At 48.4% G+C, this 24,736-nt stretch carries 15 protein-coding genes; 11 read left to right on the top strand and 4 right to left on the bottom strand.

Translation table 11 applies throughout. The features are described from left to right. Window positions 1-11: 11 nt before the first annotated feature. Window positions 12-536 (bottom strand): septal ring lytic transglycosylase RlpA family protein, encoded by a 525-nt coding sequence (locus HMPREF9441_RS16490; protein WP_008623086.1) that lies wholly within the window; start codon window positions 534-536, stop codon window positions 12-14. A 288-nt stretch (window positions 537-824) separates the two neighbouring features. On the opposite strand from HMPREF9441_RS16490, the gene HMPREF9441_RS16485 reads away from it, so the two are divergent. The 11 genes from HMPREF9441_RS16485 (at window position 825) to HMPREF9441_RS16435 (ending at window position 21,389) form a co-directional block, all read left to right on the top strand. Next, window positions 825-3,740 carry a LamG-like jellyroll fold domain-containing protein gene (locus tag HMPREF9441_RS16485; protein ID WP_008623085.1) on the top strand — a complete coding sequence of 972 codons (2,916 nt, stop codon included), beginning with the start codon at window positions 825-827 and terminating at the stop codon, window positions 3,738-3,740. Window positions 3,741-3,769: 29 nt separating this feature from the next. After that, window positions 3,770-3,949, top strand: a complete 180-nt coding sequence (locus tag HMPREF9441_RS16480; RefSeq protein WP_008623084.1) for a hypothetical protein — start codon at window positions 3,770-3,772, stop codon at window positions 3,947-3,949. A 93-nt stretch (window positions 3,950-4,042) separates the two neighbouring features. Beyond that, window positions 4,043-9,475 carry an alginate lyase family protein gene (locus HMPREF9441_RS16475; protein ID WP_008623083.1) on the top strand — a complete coding sequence of 1,811 codons (5,433 nt, stop codon included), beginning with the start codon at window positions 4,043-4,045 and terminating at the stop codon, window positions 9,473-9,475. An 806-nt stretch (window positions 9,476-10,281) separates the two neighbouring features. Then, window positions 10,282-12,858 carry a glycosyl hydrolase 115 family protein gene (locus tag HMPREF9441_RS16470; protein ID WP_410517976.1) on the top strand — a complete coding sequence of 859 codons (2,577 nt, stop codon included), beginning with the start codon at window positions 10,282-10,284 and terminating at the stop codon, window positions 12,856-12,858. Between the two features lie 471 nt (window positions 12,859-13,329). Next, on the top strand, window positions 13,330-14,832 hold the full coding sequence (locus tag HMPREF9441_RS16465) for a 2-isopropylmalate synthase (protein ID WP_008623078.1): 1,503 nt from the start codon (window positions 13,330-13,332) through the stop codon (window positions 14,830-14,832). Window positions 14,833-14,847: 15 nt separating this feature from the next. Further along, entirely contained in the window at window positions 14,848-16,245 is a 1,398-nt protein-coding gene (gene leuC, locus HMPREF9441_RS16460; protein WP_008623077.1) for a 3-isopropylmalate dehydratase large subunit, read from the top strand. 7 nt (window positions 16,246-16,252) lie between these two features. Next, complete coding sequence (leuD, locus tag HMPREF9441_RS16455; RefSeq protein ID WP_008623076.1) at window positions 16,253-16,849, top strand: 3-isopropylmalate dehydratase small subunit; 597 nt, start codon at window positions 16,253-16,255, stop codon at window positions 16,847-16,849. A 5-nt stretch (window positions 16,850-16,854) separates the two neighbouring features. Further along, window positions 16,855-18,411 (top strand): alpha-isopropylmalate synthase regulatory domain-containing protein, encoded by a 1,557-nt coding sequence (locus HMPREF9441_RS16450; RefSeq protein WP_008623075.1) that lies wholly within the window; start codon window positions 16,855-16,857, stop codon window positions 18,409-18,411. Between the two features lie 31 nt (window positions 18,412-18,442). After that, window positions 18,443-19,504 carry a 3-isopropylmalate dehydrogenase gene (gene leuB, locus HMPREF9441_RS16445; RefSeq protein ID WP_008623074.1) on the top strand — a complete coding sequence of 354 codons (1,062 nt, stop codon included), beginning with the start codon at window positions 18,443-18,445 and terminating at the stop codon, window positions 19,502-19,504. A 235-nt stretch (window positions 19,505-19,739) separates the two neighbouring features. Then, window positions 19,740-20,561 (top strand): tetratricopeptide repeat protein, encoded by an 822-nt coding sequence (locus HMPREF9441_RS16440; protein WP_244949822.1) that lies wholly within the window; start codon window positions 19,740-19,742, stop codon window positions 20,559-20,561. A 165-nt stretch (window positions 20,562-20,726) separates the two neighbouring features. Then, window positions 20,727-21,389, top strand: a complete 663-nt coding sequence (locus HMPREF9441_RS16435) for an Abi family protein (RefSeq protein WP_244949821.1) — start codon at window positions 20,727-20,729, stop codon at window positions 21,387-21,389. On the opposite strand, the gene HMPREF9441_RS16430 is transcribed toward HMPREF9441_RS16435, so the two are convergent. From HMPREF9441_RS16430 to HMPREF9441_RS16415, 3 genes are all read right to left on the bottom strand, one after another. After that, window positions 21,371-22,489 (bottom strand): 6-bladed beta-propeller, encoded by a 1,119-nt coding sequence (locus tag HMPREF9441_RS16430; RefSeq protein WP_244949820.1) that lies wholly within the window; start codon window positions 22,487-22,489, stop codon window positions 21,371-21,373. The genes HMPREF9441_RS16435 and HMPREF9441_RS16430 overlap by 19 nt on opposite strands. A 128-nt stretch (window positions 22,490-22,617) precedes the next feature. Beyond that, window positions 22,618-22,770 (bottom strand): hypothetical protein, encoded by a 153-nt coding sequence (locus HMPREF9441_RS18495; RefSeq protein WP_157244592.1) that lies wholly within the window; start codon window positions 22,768-22,770, stop codon window positions 22,618-22,620. Between the two features lie 608 nt (window positions 22,771-23,378). Then, window positions 23,379-24,653: an adenylosuccinate synthase gene (locus HMPREF9441_RS16415; RefSeq protein ID WP_008623066.1), complete on the bottom strand. Its 1,275-nt coding sequence runs from the start codon at window positions 24,651-24,653 to the stop codon at window positions 23,379-23,381. Window positions 24,654-24,736 lie beyond the last annotated feature (83 nt).

The following is a 24,736-nucleotide window of genomic DNA, read 5'->3' as shown; positions in this document are numbered from 1 at the left end:
CAAATTGAATTCTATTTCTTGTCGATTTTAAGTTTCTTGATTCTTGTCGGTTGCGGCTTCTTATTCTGTAGCGTATCCTGTTGCCATATCGGTATAGGGTAGGTCACTATATCCTGATATTCTAAGTGTAGCTCCGGAATTTCCTCGGCATCTTCCGGTCTGAATGGGATACGGTTGGGATGTATCCGCGTGATTTCCACTTGGCAAAAACCTTTCCGGATGAATCCTAACTCACGTGCTGCCGCCTTGGACAGGTCGATGACATAACGTTTTGAGAAAGGCCCACGGTCGGTTACTCTCACCACCACTTCTTTTCCATTTAGCGGGTTGCGTACTTTCAGCAGGGTACCGAAAGGGTACTTCTTGTGTGCACAAGTCATACTGTCACGGTGGTATCTCTCGCCGTTGCTCATTTTTCTTCCATGTAACTTGTCGGAATAATAAGTGGCTTTTCCGGTTAGTTGCTTTTGAGCCGGAACAGTCGTTACTCCACATACCAAGCAAAAACAGCACGCAAAGATATTTTTTAATGCCATACGCTTCCTCGTTTTCGTGAGTCTGCCTATTTTCCCCCATAGGCTACAGACTGAAAATTTCTGCAAAATAAGGCTTTTTGTCCGTTTTCCCAAATAAATCTTTGTTTTATTGTGTTTTATGAACGGTTTTTTGCTTTTAATAGATTTGAATACGGAGGTGTATTGAACTATAGTGTAAAGAAAGTATAAATGGATGTGTTCTTTGTGCTTTTAGGGAGGCTTGTTCGTAATCCTATATAAATGAAAAATGTGATATTAACCTAAATGTAAATCATTAAAAAACAAAAAATGAAAAGTAAATTACTATTTACGGCGGCACTGATGAGTGCCATGGCTGGTACCGCACAGGTAACATGGGTTGATGTGCGGGGTGTCAATGGAGTAGAGGATTCTAGGGCTATGTCTATGGACGAAGGGACTGAACTACCCGAACCTTTGGTCTTTTATGATTTTCAGTCTGGAACGGAAGACAGTTATGAACTGAAAAACTTTGGCAATGGGACAAAGCCGGAATTCTCAATGGCCAGTGCAACGGAGCAATGTTTGGACTTTACGGCATCCGATACTCAAAATATGGGGTATGTGCAAATCGCAAATCCTTTTAAAGGTAAGACACTTGCCAACGGTGCCACAATTTCTTTGTGGGTGTATCGTACCGGAACCGCAGACAATTCCATTTGGGGATTTGGATTGGGAGCAGACGGTTATGAGGATCAAAATAAGAGTGGAATGTTAGGCTTTCAGGCCAATACTTATATGGTGTATAACATGGCTAAGATTGGTGGGCCGTGGATTGACTTTAATGGTAGTCCTGGTGGCTCTTTGTCCAATGCCATTCCTGCGGGTCGGTTTGCCATGATCACAATGGTGTTTGCAAAGGACGGTTGTACGTTCTATGTGGATGGGAAGAAGGTAGAATATGGTCCTTCTAATTCGAGTGCTGACCCTTCTACTTTATATCAGGGCATATTGGAGAACATTTCCAACCATTTCACTCATTTCTATGTGGGAAAAGGTACGTTTACGGGAACGTTTGAGGGCAAGGCTGATAAGCTTGGGCTGTATGACAAGGCGTTGACGGCAGAAGAAGTTGAAAACATCTATAATAGCCAAAAAGCTGGTTTGGTATCTGAAATAGAAGATTTGACTTCAAAAATGGTAAATCCGGATTTCAACGATACTGACGATGCGTTAAAAGGATGGGAGAGAAATGCTGAACCGAATCGTATAGATAAGGGAATGCCATATTGGGAAGCTAATGGTTCTGTAGTGGATTTTTGGCAAGAAGTAGAATTGCCTAATGGGGTGTATAATGTTTCCGTTCAAGGACAAGCCGGAATTGGTGGCCGTGTGAATTTTTATGTTAACGGTGTAACAGGAAGAAAAGAGGCAGGATTGCGTGAGGTCATGGGATGGACAGACAATGGAAATGCAAAGTACGAAGAGGTTGCTAAAATTTGGGATGAGGACAAAGAAAATGGGCGAACTTATATTAACAATGTTTTGGTTCTTGATGGGAAATTAAAGGTTGGTGTAAATCTTTTTTCTCCTTATAAAAATTGCTATTTGTTCTTTGATAATTTCCGGTTGGAAAAAGTCGGAAGCGGAATGATTGAGGTGAAAGAGTTGTACGATGATATGAAAGAAAAAGTTCAGGCTATGGATGTGTCCGGTTTGCCAGAAACGTTTAAAGAACGTAGGGCGGAGGCTTTGGCGAAAGAGCCGGAACAGACTGTGGACGGTTGGGCAGAAGCATATCTGGCTTTGAAACAGGTTTATGAGGTATGTCATTGTTATATGACGGACTGTCCTATTGCTGCATTGGTTGAGATTTGTAAGGAGTATAAACAGAATTCAGAGGCTTCGGATGAAATCGAGAGTGCATTTGCAGCCGCTATTGCGGACGCAGAGAAAGCGTCATGTGACACGGAGGAGGAACTAAGGACGGCTTATGATGCTTTGGAGAATGTCCGGCGGGCTTTTGTGCAATCGGCTACCCCTATGGGGGAACAGCAGTTCGATATGACGTTTATGTTGAAGAATCCGGATGTTTCAGGTTTCAATAGTTGGAGCGCAGTAGAAGGATGGAGTGGTGATGATGCGCATGTAGCAGGTTGGGGGATTCGTGCACAGCATAATATAGCTCAAACCGGTGAAACGAGTAGTGATGCTTTCTTTGAGTGTTATGCCGATGGCGTATTACCGGATGGCTTATGGGCTATATATCAAACGGTAAACTTGTCTTCAGGATTTTATACCATGCGTCTGGCTACCTTTGCGGGGCCGGTGAATAATGTGCCGGGTACGGGTGAAGCCAAGGCGGCTTTATATGCTGGGGAGAAACGAGGAGATGAGATGAAGTCTACAACATTGGCTTATCATGAGGTCTCTTTCTGTCAGAGTACGGAAGGGGAAGTGCGTTTGGGCGTGAAGACGGAAGAGGGCAATCTGGCCAACTGGATAGGCTGTAACGACATGAAACTCTATAAAGTAGCTCCCAGGGCCGAGGCTTTGGCTCTGGATGAGACTGGGGCTTATGACGTGAAAGCTGACATGTATGCTGATGTGACCCTTCAGCGCAAGTTGGTGGCCGAAAAGTGGAACACTTTCTGTGTGCCTTTTGCCCTGACTGCTGAACAGGTTGAGGCCAATAAACTGGGCGAGGTAAGGCGGTTGAGTGGAATGCAAGCCTCGGGAGAGGGCATTACGTTGGATTTCGACAAAGTGGATGCCGTGGAAGCCGGTGTGCCTTATTTGGTGAAGCCGGAAGAAGCCGTGACGGAAATCAAAGCTGATGGTGTGATGGTCAGTGCAAAGCAGCCGGAAGCTTTTCCGATGAATCTTGTTTCGATGACCGGAAACTACGATGCCACCACAGTACCGCAAGGAGCATACTTTATCAAGGATGATATGTTCTATCTGGCCGACCAAACAGATAAGGTAAGCCTGAAAGGCTTCCGTGCCTATATCAATGTGGATTCGGAATCTCCGGTTGCCGGTGTCAACCGCTTGCTCATCGATATAGACGGAGCGGTGACTAGTGTCGGTGAAGTGTTGGACAATACGGCGGAAGATGGCGGAAAGATGGTTGATGTGTTTACTCTGAGTGGCGTGAAGGTGAAGGCCGGTGTGAAGAAGGCTGAAGCTCTCAGTGGCTTGGAATGCGGCATCTACATCATAGGCGGAAAGAAAGTAATCAAATAAAAGGTATAAACTTATAAAAACAATAAACAATGGAAAAGAAAATGTATGAGTCTCCTCGTATGGAGATGGTAAAGATGGAAGTCTCGGATATGATGGCTTGCAGTGTGAATGCAGGTGGTGACGTGAATATCGGTTATGGCGGTAACGCTTCTGATCATGATATCATCGAGGCGTATTCGAATAAAAACGGAGGATGGGATATTTGGTAAGTCCTTTATGAAATAGAGGGGATGCCGTATCCTTTTTGGGGAAAGGGCGGCATTCTTTTTTTTTAAATATATGGATAGAAAAGTTTTATTGTCATGAAACGAAGATTATTATTGTGTTTATTTAGTGTAGCTCTCGTGGCAGGCACGTTATATGCCCAAGAGGCGGCTTTCCGCCACCCTGGCCTGCTACACTCGGAGGAGGACTTTGAGGCCGTGCGTGCCCGCTTGGCCGCAGGAGATGAGCATGCTTTGGAGGCTTTGGAAGCCTTGCGTACGGCTCCTCCCGTAAATGGAGACCACGGACATAACTGGGGCGTGAACGAGTATATTTCACGTGGAATATCCGGTCAGGAGAATTATATGAATGCTTACCGTAATGCGGCGCGGGCTTATCAATGTGCATTGTTATGGAAGATTACGGGAGATGAGGGCTATGGCGACGTGGCCATAGACGTATTGAATGCTTACCGTATCTATAACAAAGGACTTGCCGGCAATACGAATATTTCGTTGATTCCCGGATTTATCGGTTACCAGTTTATCAATGCTGCCGAAATCATGCGCGATTATAAGAAATGGCCGGAAGAAGATTTTGAATTGTTTAAGCAATACATGATAGATGTATGGTTTACTACGGCACAAGATTTTTTGGAACGTCGGCATGATACGGTAGAGCGCGAACAAAACTGGTATCATTACCATAGTAACTGGGGATTGGGAAATGCGCTTTTCTGTGTTTCTTTGGGGGTATTATGCGACTTACCGGACATATATAATTACGGTATGTATTGGTTGAAAGAAGGACCGGGCAATGAGTCGCTTTGCGTGACGGCCCTTCATCCCGATGCGTTCGGACAGGGTTTGTGCGGCTATGGTTGGGGACTGATACCTTGGTTCCATAAAGACGAGCGTGGACCGTTAGGTTATTTGAACCAAATGCAAGAGAGCGGGCGCGATCAAGGGCATGCCATGGCGGCGTTGGGCTTGTTGTCGTACGCTTTTGAGTCGGCTTACAATCAGGGAGACAATGCTTTTTGCAATTTGACGAATACGCTGATACCAGGCCAGGCCGGTGCGGCGATGGTAGCCGGTGCAGCGGAATACGTGGCTGCATACAATAGTGGCACGGACGACCTGCCTTATAAACAGAATTGGTGGATGGGGGGATTGAATGCTACCGGACGCGGGCAATGGCGTCCTATTTGGCAGTTGTTTATCAATCATTACGAGAACCGGATGGGAATCCCGATGAACTTTTGCCGGACGATGAAAGGGATTATCGGAATGGAGCGTGGCGGTGGTTCGTATGGGAACAATAGCGGAGGGTATGACCATACGGGATTTGGCGACTTGATGTACAGTGACCGGCCGGTTACTGCGGAACAAACGCCTACAATTCTTTTTCCTGTGATAGCCGGAAAGACGGAAACCCGAAAATATGCGGAAATCCGAGATGTGGAACCGGGAGCTGTATTGACCTTGTCGGCTACTTTACCCGAGGGGGAGAGCAATACGGGAAAATGGACATGGGATGACGGAGCGGCCGGACAGCAACGGCAGGTCACGGCTGAACATTCCGGAATATATCGTCTTACGTACACGAATACCCATGGAATAGAGAGTACACAAATGTTTTCCGTGTCCGTACGCGGTGAGGGGATTAAAGGAACGTTGTCCTCAACGGCCGTATATAACGGTCAGGTGGTGGAAGGCAGTGAAGTCTTGATGGGAAAAGGGCGTTCGCTGACCGTGAGCACTTCTTATGCGAACTGGAACTACATAGAAAGTGAAATATGGTATGATGAGAACGGCAGGCAGTTGGCCACGGGAGGTTCCTATACATATACTTTAGAGGACGACCAGGAACATGAGTTGATATTCCGTTTGACTAACCAGTCGGGAGTCGTAATAGAGAAATCCTTCCATATTATTCCCAATGCAAATGAGTTGACTCATTCTTTGCCGGACCCTGATTGTGAGAAACCTGAACTGTGGATGACGGACGTGGAAGGTTTTCAAAAGGGTGTGTCGTCAGTTTCGGGGTTAAGCCAGCCTTATATCGAACGTAAACGTACGGCTTCGGAGGATGGTCGGACTTGTTGGGGACAGGAACGTTTTAACATATTTCAGACCCTTGAAGGTTTGAAGCCGGGTAAATATGAATTGGGGGCATCTGTCATTGCCACGCAACAAGGCAAGAGCGGAGAGGCTGCCCGTAATTATGTAAAAGACGTGTATTTGTATGCCGGCGGGGTAAATACGCCGGTGGCTTCACTGGATGGGGAGGCCGGACGTTTTACGGTAGAGTTCTATGTCGGCGAAGAGGGCAAGGTAACTTTCGGAGCCAAGAATATGACCGATCAGAATTATGCTTATTCGGCGAATGGCATGAATTGGTTTGCCATGGATAACTTTAGTTTGCTTTACCTTGGGGAGACGGATTTGTCAGTTGATTTGTCTGCCATGCGAAAAGAGGCGGATGCCATTCGGGAGGATGAGGTGACATCTGAGCTTTGGCAGCAGTTGGTCGGATTGAAAGAATCGGCTTCGGATGGGATAGAGACGGCCGTGCGTTATCAACGCGTGTTGGGAGAGATACACCTGTTGCAGGTACATTATGAGGACTACAAGGATGCGTACGAGAGGTATAAGAAGTTTGTAGAGACGGAGGGAGTGGACGATGCCTCGTTGAAAGAAGCATTGGAACTTTTTGCTGTAGCGGGTTCGGCCGATGAGGTTTTCAGGGCTTATGAGAATTTGGATAAGGCTTGGAAGGCCTATTTACCCCATGCGGGCAAAGCTGTGGATGTCAGTTCGGTTTTGCCGGACGGAGGGCGTCTGTTGCCTTCGGGAACCGACGTGATGTTTGATAGCCGTACGCATTGGATGACCGATGCTGAAGGTGGTAATTATCGTGTGTTTGCCATAGAAGGGTCGGATGCGCAGCGTGGGGATGCTACGGGAGAGAACATGATAGAACGTTATTGTACGGGCAATTTCTTGGCCGGACAGCGTTTGATTTATGCGTCTGCATCCGGATTACCTGTTGGGCGCTATGTCTTCAAGGCGGTTGCACAGAAAGGAGCCGACGGAGGGGTAATAGAATTGTTTGCCAATGACGACAGGTCTCCGGTGACGTCGGTTAAGGTTTTACGTGAGACGGAAGTGGCGACGGATGTACTCGACCAAGATTTGACGGTGGGAGTGGAGTCCGGTTTGAATAATGCATGTCAGTGGGTGTCGTTTGCCGACGTGGCTTTGGAGTATCAAAGTCCGTACATGTTGCTTGAAGAAGCGGTGGCGGCTTCAGATACGTTGACGTATGGTGAAGACAAGGGCGGTGCTCTGAAAAAGGCGGTCGATGAGGCGCGTGTATTATTGGTGTCCGCTGAGGCACGTGAACGTATGGCGGCTTATCATGCCTTGCTGGATGCGATGGAGCAATACCGTTTGGATAATGCGTCTGTTGCACATCCGGTCGATTTGACGGCGCGGATACAAAATGCTGGTTTTGACATTGGAAATACGACCGGGTGGACGCTTACGGTATCGGATGCGAACTATCCTAAGTTCAGTCAGGGAGTGATGGAGTTCTGGCATACCACTTTTGATTGTCATCAATTGTTGACAGGGCTCCCGTTAGGAAACTACCGGGTGAGTATGCAGGCGCGAAGCGATTTGGGCACATCCAATAAGCACTTCCGGTTGTATGTGAAGACTACCGGTGGTTTACCGGTTTCGGTGTATAGTGTGGATAAGACGCGGGCCGATGGGGCGAATACGTCATTGCATCTGGGGCAGAATGCAGAGGACTTGAATGCCGGTGCAACCGTTTCGCGTATTTACACAGATGTTTTTGTGGGTGATGGGCAGTTGACCGTGGGCGCAGTATGCGATAATGCCGGAATGTGGTGTGTGATGAATGATTTCGTATTGGAATATCTGGGCGTAGGAGATGATGACTTGCGACAAACGTGGGAGGCACAGGTGGCTGTGGCTCGCTCACTCGACCGCGAACTTTTGCCGCAAGTTGTAGAAACGTTGTTGGATGAGGCTGTGGCAGTAGACGTATCTTCCATTACAGTGGATTCTCTGGGGCGGGCGTTGTCTGGCTTGATGAAGGAAATAGAGAATGCCCGCAGTGTCATGGTGGCTTATGAAGTATATCGGAACCGGAAAATGGTGGCAGAGGAGATTGCCGGGAATTCTGTTCCTAAATTGAGTTCTTCGCTTACGATTTTCAAGAACAATATTGTGTCTGCCGCAACAGAGGCTGAGAAAGCCGTAGATGTGTCGGCTGTGCAGAAAGCGTGCGAGAATTTAGAGTCCGCACGCCAGAGGTACGTGATAGATGCGGAACCGCTGAACGGCATCGCTTTTGACATGACGTTCAAGGTGAATAATGCCGCTTGCAATGCGGACGGCGGCTGGTTGAACGACGGGACGGTGAACTTCCGTTCCTTGGTCAATACTGCACAGAACGGGGAATACGGAGGTGGTGTGTTCTATGAAAACTGGATTGGTCCGGGTAATGAACTGAAGGATGGGAAACGCCCCATTTACCAGACGGTGGGTTCGCTCCCGAATGGAAACTATGAATTGACGGCTGCGGCATTCCGAAAGGTGGAATTGAGCAGTGCCGATGTGGCAGACATGAATGTGGCTCTGTATTTGAACGGGCAGCAGACTGACGTGACATCTGCGGTGCTGGATTATTTCTCGGTGAAAGGTGCGGTCTCTTCTCGTACGGCTGAAATAGGCCTGGTGGGCGGTGTCGGCAATACGGCAAATTGGGTTGGTTTGGCAGATGTGAAGCTGATGTATTATGGCAGTGACGTATCGGAGTTGAGTGAGGACGATAGCCGTTTTGACGTGCGGGATGGGACGTATGGCACGGTGACAGTACGGCAGAACTTGTTGCCAGGGCTGTGGAATATGGTTTGCTTACCGTTCGATTTGTCTTCGGCTCAGGTTCGAAAGTATTTTGAAGAGGTGAAGGCATTGGAAAGCGTGGAATTGGCCGGAGAGGATTGTAACTTGAATTTTGGGAATGTGCGCGACATGGTAGCGGGAGTGCCTTATCTGGTAAAGGTGGCTCAGACGGTCTCTGTGCAAACTTATGAGAAAGTGACAATAGATGCAGATGCCGTTTCGTCTGGTGCAACAGTTGTTTCAGATGGAGCTGTTACGGCTCGTTTACAGGGAACTTTCCAGAAGGTGGTACCCTACGGAGATAATGTATATGCTTATGAACCGAACGTATTTTTAAAAGCCGAAACGGGAACGGAAATTAAAGCTTTCCGGGGCTATTTGGATCTGGAGGGAGTTTTTCCGAAGCGTTTGAATCTTTATATAGATGGTGAACAGACGGGGGTACGGCTGGTGAAAGGAGCAGATGAGGATGCAAAGGTCAATGTCTACACTACAGACGGAAAGCTTGTCAGGTCTGCGGTGAAGCAGAATGCTGCCTTACAGGGGTTGCCTTCCGGAGTGTATGTCGTGGACGGTAAGAAGTGTGTGAAGTGAAAGTTTTTCGTTTTTTTGGGGGACTCTTTCTTGATTTGAATAAGAATCGGTTATGTCCAAACTGAAATGAAAACCGGAGAAGGTTATATGTTATAACTGAAGATATAGAAGAGTCATGTTAACCTCGGTTTTGAGGAACCATGACTCTTTTTTATTTTTTCTTCGTATTTTTCCACTATCTGGGCTGTTGGCCCGTTGTTTGACGGGATAGAGTGCGTATTACGGGGAGTGGAGAATATCGTTCAGGAGTATGCTTGCAGTCTGGCTGAAAGACGGCTGAAGGGTTGCTGAAAGGTGAACTTTCTCCATCCTTCAGGGGCTTTTTGTATATTAGTACGTTCTCGGGATAGATGAAAGAGGAAACATGATTCGGGGATTTTACTGAACGGAATGAGATGATAAGCATTTACTATCTCTGTTTAAAGAGAATGGTTATATGATGGTTTGAATGAATACTGTATTGTTTTTTTAGTATAATCTGATTTTGTTTTTGAATTTGTAACCTGATGTTACATTCCTTCCTTTTTTCCAGAGCTACCGATATATCCTGTTCTTGTCTTATATTCAGACATTTATTCCATTATCCGGTTCTATGTAAGTGAAGAATGTATATTCATTGTAACCTTAGTATATGGAATTGTTTTTTGAAGGAAAAAGTGATGGATGTTACATACGCTAAAATATTCGCAATACTTATTTTATGAGGTTTCTGTTTTTTGTTTGTTTCTTTGCAATGAATTTTTTGCGGGAAAGATTGCAATATGATTGAAAACAAATAAGATTTTATGGTTATGCGGAAAAGAAGAATGTTAATGGTATTATTGGTGGTGAGTGGGCTGATAGGTTCAGCTTGGGCTATCGACAACAAAGGGATTACTTTTGAGCAGCCTGCCGCTGATTGTTTTACGTTGATTGAGGGCGGTAAGGCTACTCCAATATTGTTGGATGAAAAAGATGACGTCGGGATTGTCATTGCTGCGAAAAACTTACAAGATGATTTTCGTAAAGTGACGGGAAGGCAAGCCGAACTTCTCCACTCCGTGAGGGGGCCGCGTTTGATCGTGGCCGGTTCTTTGGAGAGCCGATTTATCAAGGAACTCGTAAAGGCAAAGAAAATAGATATCACCTCATTGAAAGGTAAACGTGAGAAATACTTGATGAAAGCAGTTTCTCGTCCTTTTGATGGAGTAGACGAGGCATGGGTCGTTATCGGTAGTGATAAGCGGGGAACGATTTATGGCATATATGAGCTTTCAGAACAGATAGGGGTGTCCCCCTGGTATGATTGGGCGGATGTGCCCGTGGTTCAACGTAAGGACTTGTATATTCGGCGTGGTGAATACACTGCCGGTGAACCGGCCGTAAAATACCGGGGTATATTTCTGAACGATGAAGCTCCTTGTCTTACGGGATGGGTAAAGCATACCTATGGAACCAATTATGGAGACCACCGTTTTTATGCCCGCGTTTTCGAGTTGATTCTTCGCTTGCGAGGAAACTTCATGTGGCCGGCCATGTGGGCTTGGAGCTTTTATGCGGATGATCCCGAAAACAGCAAGACGGCTCATGCTATGGGAATTATAATGGGAACTTCCCATCATGAACCGATGGCGCGTAACCATCAGGAGTGGGCGCGCAAACGGAAACAGTACGGAGTATGGGATTATGCGACCAATCAAAAAGTGCTCGATCGTTTTTTCCGTGAAGGAATAGAACGAGTGAAAGATACCGAAGACTTGATTACCATCGGCATGCGTGGCGACGGTGATGCACCGATGGGCGGAAAAGAAGGTGCAGACCATGAGTATGTCAACCGTGACGAATACAATATGAATTTGCTCAAGAAAGTAATCAAGAACCAGCGTAGAATCATAAAGGACGTGACTGGCAAGCCCGCCGATGAGCGGCCTCAGGTGTGGGCCATATATAAAGAGGTACAACGCTTTTATGATATGGGGTTGCGCGTACCGGATGATGTAATCATGTTGCTTTGTGATGATAATTGGGGAAATGTACGTCGTCTGCCCAATGCGGAAGAACGCAAACGTTCCGGAGGCTGGGGCATGTATTATCATGTGGATTATGTCGGTGCGCCGAGAAATTCAAAATGGTTGAATGTGACTCCCATACAGAACATGTGGGAGCAGTTGCAGTTGACGTATGATTACGGTGTGGATAAATTATGGATTCTTAATGTGGGTGATTTGAAACCCATGGAGTATCCCGTTACTTTGTTTTTGGATATGGCTTGGAATCCGAAACGGTATACGGCAGATAACCTGCTGGAGCATCCGCGTGGTTTTTGTGCCCGACAGTTTGGAGAAGAACAGGCTGATGAAGCTGCGCGTATTCTCAACCTTTATAGCAAATACAATGGGCGTGTGACTCCGGAAATGTTGGACCGCCATACTTATAATATAGAAACCGGCGAGTGGAAACAGGTGGCCGATGAATACCGTAAGTTGGAGGCCGATGCGCTTCGCCAATATCTGTCTTTGCCGCAGGAGTATCATGATGCTTACAAGCAGTTGATTCTTTTCCCGGTGCAAGCCATGGCTAATCTTTATGAGATGTATTATGCGCAGGCTATGAACCATAAGTTATATAAGGAGAACAATCCGCAAGCTAACTTTTGGGCGGATAAGGTGGTGCAGACATTTAAGTTTGACTCTTTGTTATGCGATGACTACAATAATGTGATGTCCGGGGGAAAATGGAAAAACATGATGGCGCAGAAACATATCGGATATACCTCATGGAATGATAACTTCCGTGCCAATATCATGCCGGAAGTATTCCGGATAGAGAATCCCGAACGACAAAAGGGAGGCTATGTCTTTACGGGCAAGTATGGCGTGGTGTCTATGGAGGCCGAGCATTATTTCGAGGCAAATCCTTCGGCATCAGCCGATTGGAAGGTCATTCCTTATTTGGGACGTACGTTGAGCGGTGTGGCATTGATGCCTTACACTGGGGGCGTGGAAGGCGCGTCGCTGACTTACAAGATGGCTCTTCCGGAAAATGTGTCGGAAGTCAACGTACATGTAGTAGTCAAGTCCACGCTGGCTTTTCATGATGTGAAAGGCCACGAATATACCGTCGGTTTTGATGGGGGAAAAGAGACGGTGGTCAATTTCAATGCCGATTTGAATGAAGAGTCGGAGAACGTATACAGCGTGTTTTATCCGACGGTGGCCCGCCGCGTGGTAGAGAAGACCGTGAAGCTTACCGTGCCTCCATCTACGGACGGGATGCAGTTGCTTACCCTTAAACCTTTAGATCCGGGAATCGTGTTTGAAAAGATCGTAGTGGATTGCGGCGGATATCAGAAGAGTTACCTCTTTATGGATGAATCGCCGTGCAAGAGGGTTTTACACCGGTAAAGGCATGGCATATACGGAAGGATTACCGTTTGGGGGTATCCTTCCGTATATGTTATTATCGAGTCTGTTTGAAGTTTCTTTATTTTAAGGACGTTCGTTTCAGGTATTCTTTTGGGGCAAAAATGTATTTTTTGCAAAATAAACCGGAACAAGTCCGGTAATATTGATGGGTTATGGGTGAAGACTATTGGTTTTAGCTCTTCGCGAAATGATAATATCACAGTTTAATGTCGATTTTTCTTTTAATTTATTTGTTTGGGTCGATAAATCCTTTTATCTTTGCAGTCGAATAATAAAAAAGGAAGAAGCGATGAGCACGACGATTACATTATTGGCCATGTTGGATATTCGACTGCGTTTTGTAGTGGGAAGTGTGGTCTGTGCGTAGTTGTAGTGTGCAAAATATACAAGGCCTTTCCCACTTCCCGGTGAGAAAGGCTTCTTTTTTAGTAGATTATAAAACGAAAAGATATGAGCGACAGATTATTTATTTTTGATACGACCTTACGCGACGGGGAACAAGTTCCCGGCTGCCAGTTGAACACGGTGGAGAAAATTCAGGTGGCACGCCAGTTGGAGGCACTTGGAGTGGACGTGATAGAGGCCGGTTTCCCGGTATCCAGTCCCGGTGATTTCAATTCGGTGATAGAAATTTCAAAGGCAGTGACATGGCCTACGATTTGCGCGTTGACCCGTGCGGTGCAGAAAGATATCGATGTGGCAGCCGAGGCTCTGCAGGCTGCCAAACACAAGCGGATACATACCGGCATAGGGACTTCGGATTCCCATATTAAATATAAGTTCAATTCCAACCGTGAGGAAATCATCGAGCGTGCCGTGGCTGCCGTGAAGTATGCCAAACGTTATGTGGAGGACGTGGAGTTCTATGCCGAGGATGCAGGGCGTACGGACAATGAATATCTGGCCCGTGTGGTGGATGCCGTGGTAAAGGCCGGTGCGACGGTGGTGAACATTCCCGACACGACGGGATATTGCTTGCCTCAGGAGTTCGGGGCCAAAATCAAATATCTGATGGAACATGTGGACGGTCTTTCGGCCGGCAAGGCTATCTTGTCCACACATTGCCATAATGACCTGGGCATGGCTACTGCCAATACGATTGCGGGAATCATGAACGGTGCCCGCCAGGCGGAAGTCACCATTAACGGTATCGGTGAGCGTGCGGGGAATACCTCTCTCGAAGAAGTGGCCATGATTCTTAAATGCCATAAAGGAATCGGCATCGATACCAATATCAATACGCAAAAGATATATCCTACGAGCCGTTTGGTGTCCAGCTTGATGAACATGCCGGTACAGCCCAACAAGGCCATCGTGGGACGTAATGCCTTCGCCCATTCCAGCGGAATCCATCAGGACGGTGTACTGAAGAATGTGCAGACCTACGAAATCATGGATCCCAAGGATGTGGGTATTGATGACAATGCCATCGTTTTGACCGCACGTAGCGGACGGGCGGCTTTGAAACACCGTTTGAGCGTGTTGGGCGTGGAAATGGAGGGCGAACGTCTCGACGTGACTTATCAGGAATTCCTGAAGTTGGCCGACAAGAAGAAAGAAGTGAACGACGACGATATCCTGATGTTGGCCGGTGCCGACCGTGCTGCCGCCCATGCCGTGAAACTCGACTATTTGCAAGTCACTACGGGAATGGGTGTCAAGTCTGTGGCTTGTATCGGATTGGACATCGCCGGTGAGAAGTTCGAAGCCTCGGCCAGCGGAAATGGTCCTGTGGATGCCGCCATATCGGCATTGAAGAACATCATCAAACGTCAGATGGTGCTGAAAGAATTCACCATACAGGCCATCAGCAAAGGGTCGGACGATGTGGGCAAGGTGCACATGCAAGTGGAATACGATGGACATGTGTATTACGGATTCGGAGCCAATACCGATATCGTGACGGCTTCCGTGGAAGCTTATATTGATTGTATCAACAAATTTAAAAAATAAATATCCAAGACGACAATGGCAAATACTCTGTTTGACAAAATTTGGGATAAACACGTCGTACAGTACGTGGAAGACGGGCCGCAACAACTGTACATCGACAGGCTTTACTGTCATGAGGTGACCAGTCCGCAGGCTTTCGCCGGCATGCGTGCCCGAGGCTTGAAATGTTTCCGTCCCGACCATATTTATTGTATGCCGGACCATAATACTCCGACGCACGACCAAGATAAGCCGATAGAGGATCCTGTCAGCAAGACACAGGTGGACACGTTGGCCAAGAATGCGGCCGATTTCGGTTTGACCCACTTCGGCATGATGAACCCGAAGAACGGTATCATCCATGTGGTGGGGCCGGAGCGCGGCCTCTCGTTGCCCGGCATGACGATTGTGTGCGGCGATTCCCACACGTCTACACATGGAGCCATGGGAGCCGTGGCTTTCGGCATCGGAACGTCTGAAGTGGAGATGGTGATGGCATCCCAGTGCATCTTGCAGCAAAAGCCCAAATCCATGCGCATTAATGTGGAAGGCGAATTGGGGAAGGGAGTGACAGCCAAAGACGTGGCGCTTTATCTGATGTCGCAGTTGACGACTTCGGGGGCTACCGGTTATTTTGTGGAATATGCTGGTTCCGTAGTGCGTAATTTGTCCATGGAAGGACGTTTGACGCTGTGTAACCTTTCTATTGAAATGGGTGCCCGTGGCGGCTTCATTGCTCCGGACGAGGTGACTTTCGAGTACATCAAAGGGCGCGAATATGCTCCGAAGGGCGAAGCTTGGGACAAAGCCGTGGCCTACTGGAAGACCTTGAAGAGTGGGGAAGATGCCGTGTTTGACAAAGAACTGACCTTCAATGCGGCGGACATTGAACCCCGTATCACATACGGGACGAATCCGGGTATGGGCATCGGCATTACGGAAAGTGTACCGGCGATAGACACGGTGCCTGAAGCCGGGCGGGTGTCATACCTGAAGTCCTTGGACTATATGGGTTTCCAACCGGGCGAGAAGCTGTTGGGCAAACCGGTGGATTATGTATTCCTCGGGGCATGTACCAACGGGCGCATCGAGGATTTCCGCGCTTTTGCTTCCATTGTGAAAGGACGTAAGAAGGCAGACCATGTGGTAGCGTGGTTGGTGCCCGGTTCATGGATGGTGGCCGACCAGATTAAGGCCGAAGGTTTGGACAAGGTGTTTGAGGAAGCAGGCTTTGCGCTCCGTCAGCCCGGCTGTTCAGCCTGTTTGGCTATGAACGATGACAAGATTCCGGCAGGGAAATTGTCCGTGTCTACTTCCAACCGTAATTTTGAAGGACGTCAAGGTCCCGGTGCGCGTACGGTGTTGGCCAGTCCGTTGGTGGCCGCAGCCGCAGCCGTGACAGGAGTGATAACCGATCCGCGAACATTAATGTAATAGAGCTATGAAACAGAAATTCAATATCATAACAAGTACATGTGTGCCTCTTCCTTTGGAGAATGTGGATACCGACCAGATTATTCCGGCACGCTTCTTGAAAGCCACGACAAGAGAAGAGAGCTTTTTCGGCGAAAACCTGTTCCGCGACTGGCGTTACAATGCCGATGGGACGGTGAACAAGGATTTTGTATTGAATAACCCTACTTACGGGGGAGAGATTCTTGTGGCCGGGAAGAACTTCGGTAGCGGTTCCAGTCGCGAACATGCGGCTTGGGCGATAGCCGGTTACGGTTTCCGGGTCGTTATCAGCAGTTTCTTTGCCGACATCCACAAGAACAACGAATTGAACAACTTTGTGTTGCCTGTGGTGGTCAGCGAGGATTTTCTGGCCGAATTGTTTGCTTCCATCGAAGCCGACCCGAAGATGCAGGTAGAGGTGGATTTGCCGAACCAGACGGTGACCAATAAAGCCACGGGGCGCAGTGAGAAGTTCGAAATCAACGGATACAAGAAATATTGTTTGATGAATGCGCTCGACGACATCGACTTCCTGTTGGAAAACAAAGGAAAGATAGAGGATTGGGAGCGTCGTAACGCCTGATAAGGATGAAAGCGAATCCTGTGAAGATAGAAATCATGGACACGACCTTGCGCGACGGGGAACAAACCAGTGGCGTAAGTTTTGTGCCACATGAAAAGTTGATGATAGCCCGTGCGCTGTTGCAAGACCTGAACGTGGACCGCATAGAGGTGGCTTCGGCCCGGGTTTCCGAAGGGGAAGTGGATGCGGTGCGTAGCATTTGCCAGTGGGCGCGCCAGACCGGGCGGCTCCACCGGGTGGAAGTTTTGGGGTTTGTAGACGGACACGCTTCTTTGGATTGGATTCATGCTTGCGGGTGTAAAAACATCAATTTGTTGTGTAAGGGTTCGGAAAACCATTGTACGAACCAGTTGAAGAAAACGTTGGAGCAGCACGTGGCCGACATCCGTCGTTCTTTGGATTATGCCGAAGAACTGGGCATTGCCGTAAACGTCTATCTGGAAGACTGGAGCAATGGCATGAAGCATTCGCCGGACTATGTCTTTGCATTGATGGATGCCTTGAAAGATACGAAAATCCGGCGTTTCATGTTGCCGGATACGTTGGGCATCCTGAATCCTTTGGATTTGTTGGGTTACATCCGCAAGATGGTGAAACGCTATCCGGGCTTGCACTTCGACTTCCATGCCCATAACGATTACGACTTGGCCATTTCCAACGTGCTGGCTGCCGTGTTGGGCGGTTGCCGGGGTATCCATACCTCGGTCAACGGCTTGGGCGAACGGGCAGGGAATGCCCCGTTGGCCAGTGTGCAGGCGATATTGAAAGACCAGTTCAATGCACAGACAGATATCGACGAAAGCCGGTTGAACGAAGTGAGCCGGATGGTGGAAAGCTATTCCGGCATCCCTATTCCGCCCAACCGTCCGATTACGGGCGAGAGTGTGTTTACGCAGGTGGCCGGCGTGCATGCCGACGGAGACAACAAGGCCAACCTTTATTGCAACGACCTTTTGCCCGAGCGTTTCGGCCGTAAGCGGGAGTATGCCTTGGGCAAAAACAGCGGGAAGGCCAATATCCTCAAGAACTTGGAGGAATTGGGTTTGGAATTGTCGCCCGAGCAGACCCGCAAAGTGACGGAACGTATCATTGAGTTGGGCGATAAGAAAGAGTTGGTGACGCAGGAGGACTTGCCTTATATCGTGTCCGATGTGCTGAAGCATGATACCGTGGAGGAGCATGTCCGTCTGTTGAGTTATATGGTCACCACGGCGTACGGCCTGAAACCGATGGCACAAGTAAAGTTGGAAATCAACGGGGAGGCGTACGAAGAGAATGCTTCCGGTGACGGCCAGTTCGACGCATTCATGCGGGCTGCCCGCCATATTTATAAGAACCGCCTTTCGCGGAAGTTCCCGTGGCTGGCCAATTACAGTGTGAGTATTCCGCCGGGTGGTCGGACGGATGCTTTGGTGCAGGCCGTCATTACGTGGAACTGGAACGGGAAGGTATATCGTACGCGCGGCTTGGATGCCGACCAGACGGAAGCCGCCATCAAGGCCACGGTGAAGTTGCTGAACCTCATCGAGGAAGATTATAAGGACTTGGAGAGTCATGTTTGATGATTGAAATAACGAATATAAACTGAATATTATGGATTTAAAGATTGCCGTATTGCCGGGCGACGGCATAGGCCCCGAGATTTCGGAACAAGGAGTCGCAGTGATGAATGCCGTATGCGAGAAGTTCGGCCATCATGCAAGTTATCAATATGCACTTTGCGGCGCGGAAGCCATCGACAAAGTGGGCGACCCGTTCCCCGAAGAAACGTTTAAAGTCTGCATGGATGCCGATGCCGTGTTGTTTTCAGCCGTGGGAGACCCTAAGTTTGACAATGACCCCACGGCCAAGGTACGCCCCGAACAAGGACTTCTGGCCATGCGCAAGAAGTTAGGTTTGTTTGCCAATATCCGTCCGGTGGAGACTTTTGATTGTTTGATTCACAAGTCGCCATTGAAGGACGAGTTAGTGCGCGGTGCAGACTTCATTTGTATCCGCGAACTGACCGGCGGCATGTATTTCGGAGAGAAGTACCAAGATGATGACAAGGCATACGATACGAACGCTTATACACGTCCGGAAATCGAACGTATCCTCCGCGTGGCTTACGAATATGCGATGCGCCGCCGCAAGCACCTGACGGTGGTAGACAAAGCCAATGTGTTGGCATCGAGCCGATTGTGGCGTCAGGTAGCCAAGGAGATGGCTCCGCAGTATCCTGAAGTGGAGACCGATTATATGTTTGTGGACAATGCCGCCATGCGTATGATTCAAGACCCGCGTTTCTTTGATGTAATGGTGACGGAGAATACTTTCGGCGACATCCTGACCGACGAAGGCTCTTGTATCACCGGTTCCATGGGCTTGTTGCCGTCGGCTTCTACGGGTGAGCATACGCCTGTGTTTGAACCTATTCATGGTTCTTGGCCGCAAGCCAAGGGGCAGAACATAGCCAATCCTTTGGCCCAGATTCTTTCCGTGGCCATGCTGTTCGAGTACTTTGATTTGAAGGACGAAGGCGCATTGATACGCAAGGCTGTGAATGCTTCTTTGGATGCCAATGTACGTACGCCGGAAATTCAGGTAGAAGGCGGGGAGCGTTACGGAACGACGGAAGTCGGGCAGTGGATTGTGGATTACATCAAGAAAGCCTGATACCGGAGGTTTCGGCCACGATAGGCCGGATTCTCTGAATGTTACGAACAAAGAAGGACTGTCGATATGCCGGAAAATGGCATGTCGGCAGTCCTTTTTCTTATGAGAAGTGACTGTTTTTTGGTCTATTTCTCGGCAAATATGAGGCGGAATCTTTTTTAATACCTATATTTGCGTAAGGAATGCACCTTGATTGCACGTAACGATTCTTTATGGACCAAAAAAGGAGGGCAAGATGAAAAAATGGATATTCATAGCGAGTTTATGGCTGGTGGCGGTAGCTGCACAGGCGCAGTCATATAAGGAATATGTACGGAAAGCCTTGGATGCGATGTCCATGGACAGTACGGAGATGGCGGAAAAGCTTTTCCGTGATGCGATGCGTGTGGAGCCTGCCCAACGTTCCAATGCAATGATATACTACCAGATAGGCCGTATGCAGGAGCATCGCGGCAAGTTGGAAAAAGCCTTGGAGAGTTACACCATGGGACTGAACGTGGCTCCCCATGTCCTGCCGTTGCGCATGGCCCGGGCCAAGCTCTACATGCAGTTGGGCAACAAGGAGAAGGCTTTGGTGGATTATAGCGACGTGCTGGACTGGAAGGCTGACGAGCAGGAAGCGCTTTTCATGCGTGCGTATATCTATACCGAGCAACGGCTCTACAAGAAAGCGCGTACGGATTACGAGGCTTTGCTCAAACTGAATCCGGCACACGAAGAGGCTCGTATCGGTCTGGTACTGTTGAATGAGAAAGACAACCGTCCGCGGGAGGCCATGGAGCAGATCAATGCCATGGTGGCCGCCGCGCCGGACCATGCCATCCTGTATGCTGTCCGTGCCGGTTTGGAACAGACGCGCAAGCAATACGAAGCGGCCGAGGCGGATTTCACGAAAGCGATTTCTTTGGAACCGAAGAATATCGATTATTTGCTCAACCGTGCCGCGCTCTATATCGAGACGAAGCGGAAGAAAGAAGCCCGTGCCGATTTGGACAAAGCCATGGAGTTAGGGGCTAATCCCGAAGATGTGGCTTCCATGCGGCACGAACTGCGATGAGTTTTGCTTTATTTCGTTTCATCGCAAAGGTACTAATTTTTTGTTTTTATAGAAAAACATCGAAATGTTTGCAGTACGGCAGAAAAAACATTATCTTTGCAATAACAATTTCCGCCACGCCTCTTTACAATGCGTACCAGGGCGGAACTTATTTTTTATACACCTATGGAAACATATACTAAGCAGCCCATAAGTATTGTCGACCAAATGGAAATGTTGAAAAACAGGGGACTTCTGTTTGATGATGAGCAAGCGGCAGTTGAATGCTTGAAAATCATTAGTTATTTTCGTTTGGCTAATTATTGGAAACCTATGGAAAGCGATAAAGTGAACCATGTATTTAAGCCTAAAAGTAAGTTTGAGAACGTAGTAACCTTGTATAATTTTGACAAAGAATTGCGTACCCTCATTTTTTCAGCGATACAAAGCATTGAGATAGCTCTCCGCACTAAAGTTATCCAAATAGTATCATCAAACTGTGGTGCATTTTGGTTTGCTGATAAATCATTGTTCTCCAACACAACAATCTTTTCTAAATGCCTCTCCAATATAGAGGAAGAACTGCAACGCTCAAAAGAAGATTTTTTGATTGAACATTTTGCCAAGTACGATAACCCACCCTATCCACCTGCGTGGAAAACTTTGGAAGTGTCATCTTTCGGAACGCTCTCAAAGCTATATTGCAATTTGGCAGATAACAACCTTAAGAAGCAGATTGCAAGAGAATTTGGTTTACCCCAGCATTTATATCTTGAAAGTTGGATAAAAAGCTTGTCTGTGTTGCGTAATTGCATAGCACACCATGCCCGTCAAGGTCTCATGTGGTAAAGGATAAGCACCGTATCGCCCTCTTTTAAGGCTTCCTCTATGGCTTGTCCAGCTTTCCGGAAGCCGCATTCCACCAATTCCGCATAAGAGTCGTAATCGGAAATGGAGCTTACGAACATCCCGTCGTGGCTGGCAATGGCTCCTAAGAAAGCGTTGTGGCAGTCGTCCGGGTTGTTGCGGCAGAATACGTTTTTCCGGCAGTCGTACAAGTAAGGTTCGGAATATTCCGGGCCAGTGATGAGGAAAGCGATGTACCCTTGGACGAACACCGGTGTGGCTACCAGATAATTGGCCGTGCTGAGGATGAAGCGGTCGTGGTCGGCACGTTCTTCTGCCGTCAACTTGTTTTCAAACTCTATGGCTATATGGGTGTATTTCTCGGGATTGTCTATGTCGAAAACGGTCACGCCGTCGAACCACAGTGAAGAGAAATAAATGTGGTTTTCGTCTGTGGTGAAAAATGTCGGCTGTCCCAGTGGGGCACTGTACGTTTCGTCGTATTCCAACAGTCCTTTCCGGATGCGGAAATCCTTGTCGGCGATAAAGATGTGGTAAGGCTGCTGCTCCTCTTTCAACCGGCCTCCCTTCATCGGGACGAATGCCAACAGGAACTCTCCGTTGGCCGTCGCCTCGACGTCCCATGCCGTGACGGTCAAGGGCTTCCGGTCTTTGTAAGCCCCGGTACGGCTTTCGTAAAGGAGAACCGCGCGGCGGGTATTGTCTATCACGTAAATGTAGTCTTTATCCACCGTGAAACACCCGAAGTCCTGATATTCCCCTTCGCCATGCCCGAAGCGGTCGATGACGAAAGCCACCGTTCCGTCCGTCTTGAAAACCACGATTTTACGGTTCCGTATGTCAGCGATATAAATCAGGCCGTTCCTGAAATACATTTTGTCTATGGAGCTTAATACCGATTTTGCGGTGGATTGCAGGGGGAGGTAGCTTACTGAGTCCACCTCTTCGGCTATGAAGTGGCACTTGTTTTCCGAGAAGTGCAAGGTCTGTGCGAAGTCCAATTCCGGTTCTTTTTTACTTGGGGTGCAGGCCGTAAGAAAGGCCATGAGCAGGCAAAAAATAATGCTGTTCTGTTTTTTCATGGGTTGAATGTATTTTTTGAATATTGCAAATTTAATGGATTTTTCCGATGCAAGAAGCAAACGGTTCTTAAATCCAGGCTAAGATCCCATTTTTGTCAGAATGTCAAAGTACCCCTTGCGAGAATGCGTTATTTCTGCCCGTGGGCGGACACTGATGGAAATACGCGAATCTTGCGAAAGATACCCCGTGACGTTTTGACCGCTTGTTCCACGTATGCGGCTGCCTTTCTGAACGGACGGAAAGCCGGTTCGGCGCAGATGTCCGGAACGTGTGTAAGCATAAGGGGCTGTTTGCCTGACATACGGCTTTTCGGATTTTGACAGTGTCAGTCCTTCAAATAGAGGAAAAACCGCCCGTTTCAGCATATTTTCATTTCGTTTTCAGATGGCTGTTTCGCCATTGTGCGGAGAACTTTGCCACGACAACCGGAGAAAAAAAATGTTTTTTCAGCCGAACGAAAAATCATTCTCTTGAGATTGGAACGCCTTTGGCGTGAAAAACCATTAAAACTAAGCCTCAAATGTGTTTTTATGTAAATAAATGGAGGCGAAAAATACATGGAGTGCGCGTGGATTTCTAATTTTGTTACCCTTGAAACGGAAGCATTGCTTACATTTTGTCAGGAGGAGCACGGTGTTGGAAGCGAACGAGCAAGGGCCGGGGCGGGTTTGAAAGCCGGTTTTCTTAGGCAGAAGAACGTATGGACAAAAAGATGTCTGTGCCAACAAAAACATTCTGTTCTTTTGTCCGAACTTTTGCGGGGTGCGGGTGGAAAGAGCGCACCGGGTACAGAAAGAAGCCCCGTCCTATAGGCGGGAAAGGCCGAAAGGACGGGGCTGTGCCCGAGCCTTAAGGGGCTGGCTCAGGCATTTGCTTATGAAACAGATTTTATTTTTTGCGTACGATGGTCTGTGCGCGGTCGGGACCTACGGACAGGATCGTAATCGGAGTCTCCAGTTCCGTTTCGAGGAAACGGATATAGTCCTTGAAAGCTTGCGGGAACTGGCTCTCGTCCGTCATGTGCGACAAGTCCTCCTTCCAACCCGGAAGTTCCTTGTAGACGGCTTCGCAGCCTTCCGTCTCGAAAGGCATGTCTTCCATCACCACGCCGTCTTTCTTATAGGCCACGCACGCCTTGATGGTGTCGAACCCGTCGAGCACGTCGCTTTTCATCATGATGAGCTGCGTCACGCCGTTGATCATGATGGCATATTTCAATGCCACCAAATCCACCCAACCGCAACGGCGGTTGCGTCCCGTCACGGCACCGTATTCGTGTCCTACTTCGCGGAGCGTGTCGCCCGTCTCGTCGAACAGCTCTACGGGGAACGGTCCCGAGCCTACGCGTGTGCTGTATGCCTTGAAGATGCCGAACACTTCGCGGATGTCCGTCGGGCCTATGCCCAATCCCGTGCATACGCCTCCGCTGGTGGTATTGGAAGAGCTGACGAAAGGATAGGTGCCATGGTCGATGTCGAGCATGGTGCCTTGAGCGCCTTCGGCCAACACGTTCTTGCCTTCTTTCAGGTAACGGTTGATTTCGATTTCCGTGTCTGTCAGGTGGAAGCCGCGCAAGTATTCCACGCCCTCCAACCAAAGTTTTTCTTCGTCCGTGATGTCGTAGTCCGTATAGTGTAAGTCTTTCAGTATCTGCTCGTGGCGGGCTTTCAGAGCCGCATATTTTTCTTCAAAGCGGTCGAGGATGTCACCCACGCGCAAGCCGATGCGTGCGGCTTTGTCGCTGTAAGTGGGGCCGATTCCTTTGCCGGTGGTGCCTACTTTGGCCTTGCCTTTGGCGGCTTCGTAAGCACGGTCCAGGACACGGTGAGTAGGCAGGATCAGGTGGGCGCGCTTGCTGATGTGCAGACGTTCTTTCAGGTCGTATCCTGCGGCCTCCAGTTCCTTGGCTTCGGCCATGAACAAGTCCGGAGCGATGACGCAACCGTTACCGATGATGTTCACTTTGTCTTTTGCGAAGATGCCCGAGGGGATGGAGCGGAGTACGAACTTCTGGCCTTCGAAAATGATGGTGTGTCCGGCATTCGGGCCGCCTGCGAAGCGGGCCACCACGTCATATTCCGGGGTAAACACGTCTACCACTTTTCCTTTGCCTTCGTCTCCGAAAACGATGCCTAACAGGGCGTCAACTTTTCCTTTTTTCATATTCCTATAAAAGCTTTTGTTTTACCAAACCGCGCAAAGTTAATCTTTTTTTCTTTAAAATCAGAACGATGCGCCTTCTATTT

It is taken from the genome of Paraprevotella clara YIT 11840, from assembly GCF_000233955.1.
GTDB classification, from domain to species: domain Bacteria; phylum Bacteroidota; class Bacteroidia; order Bacteroidales; family Bacteroidaceae; genus Paraprevotella; species Paraprevotella clara.
This window is presented reverse-complemented; position numbering and strand designations above follow the sequence as displayed.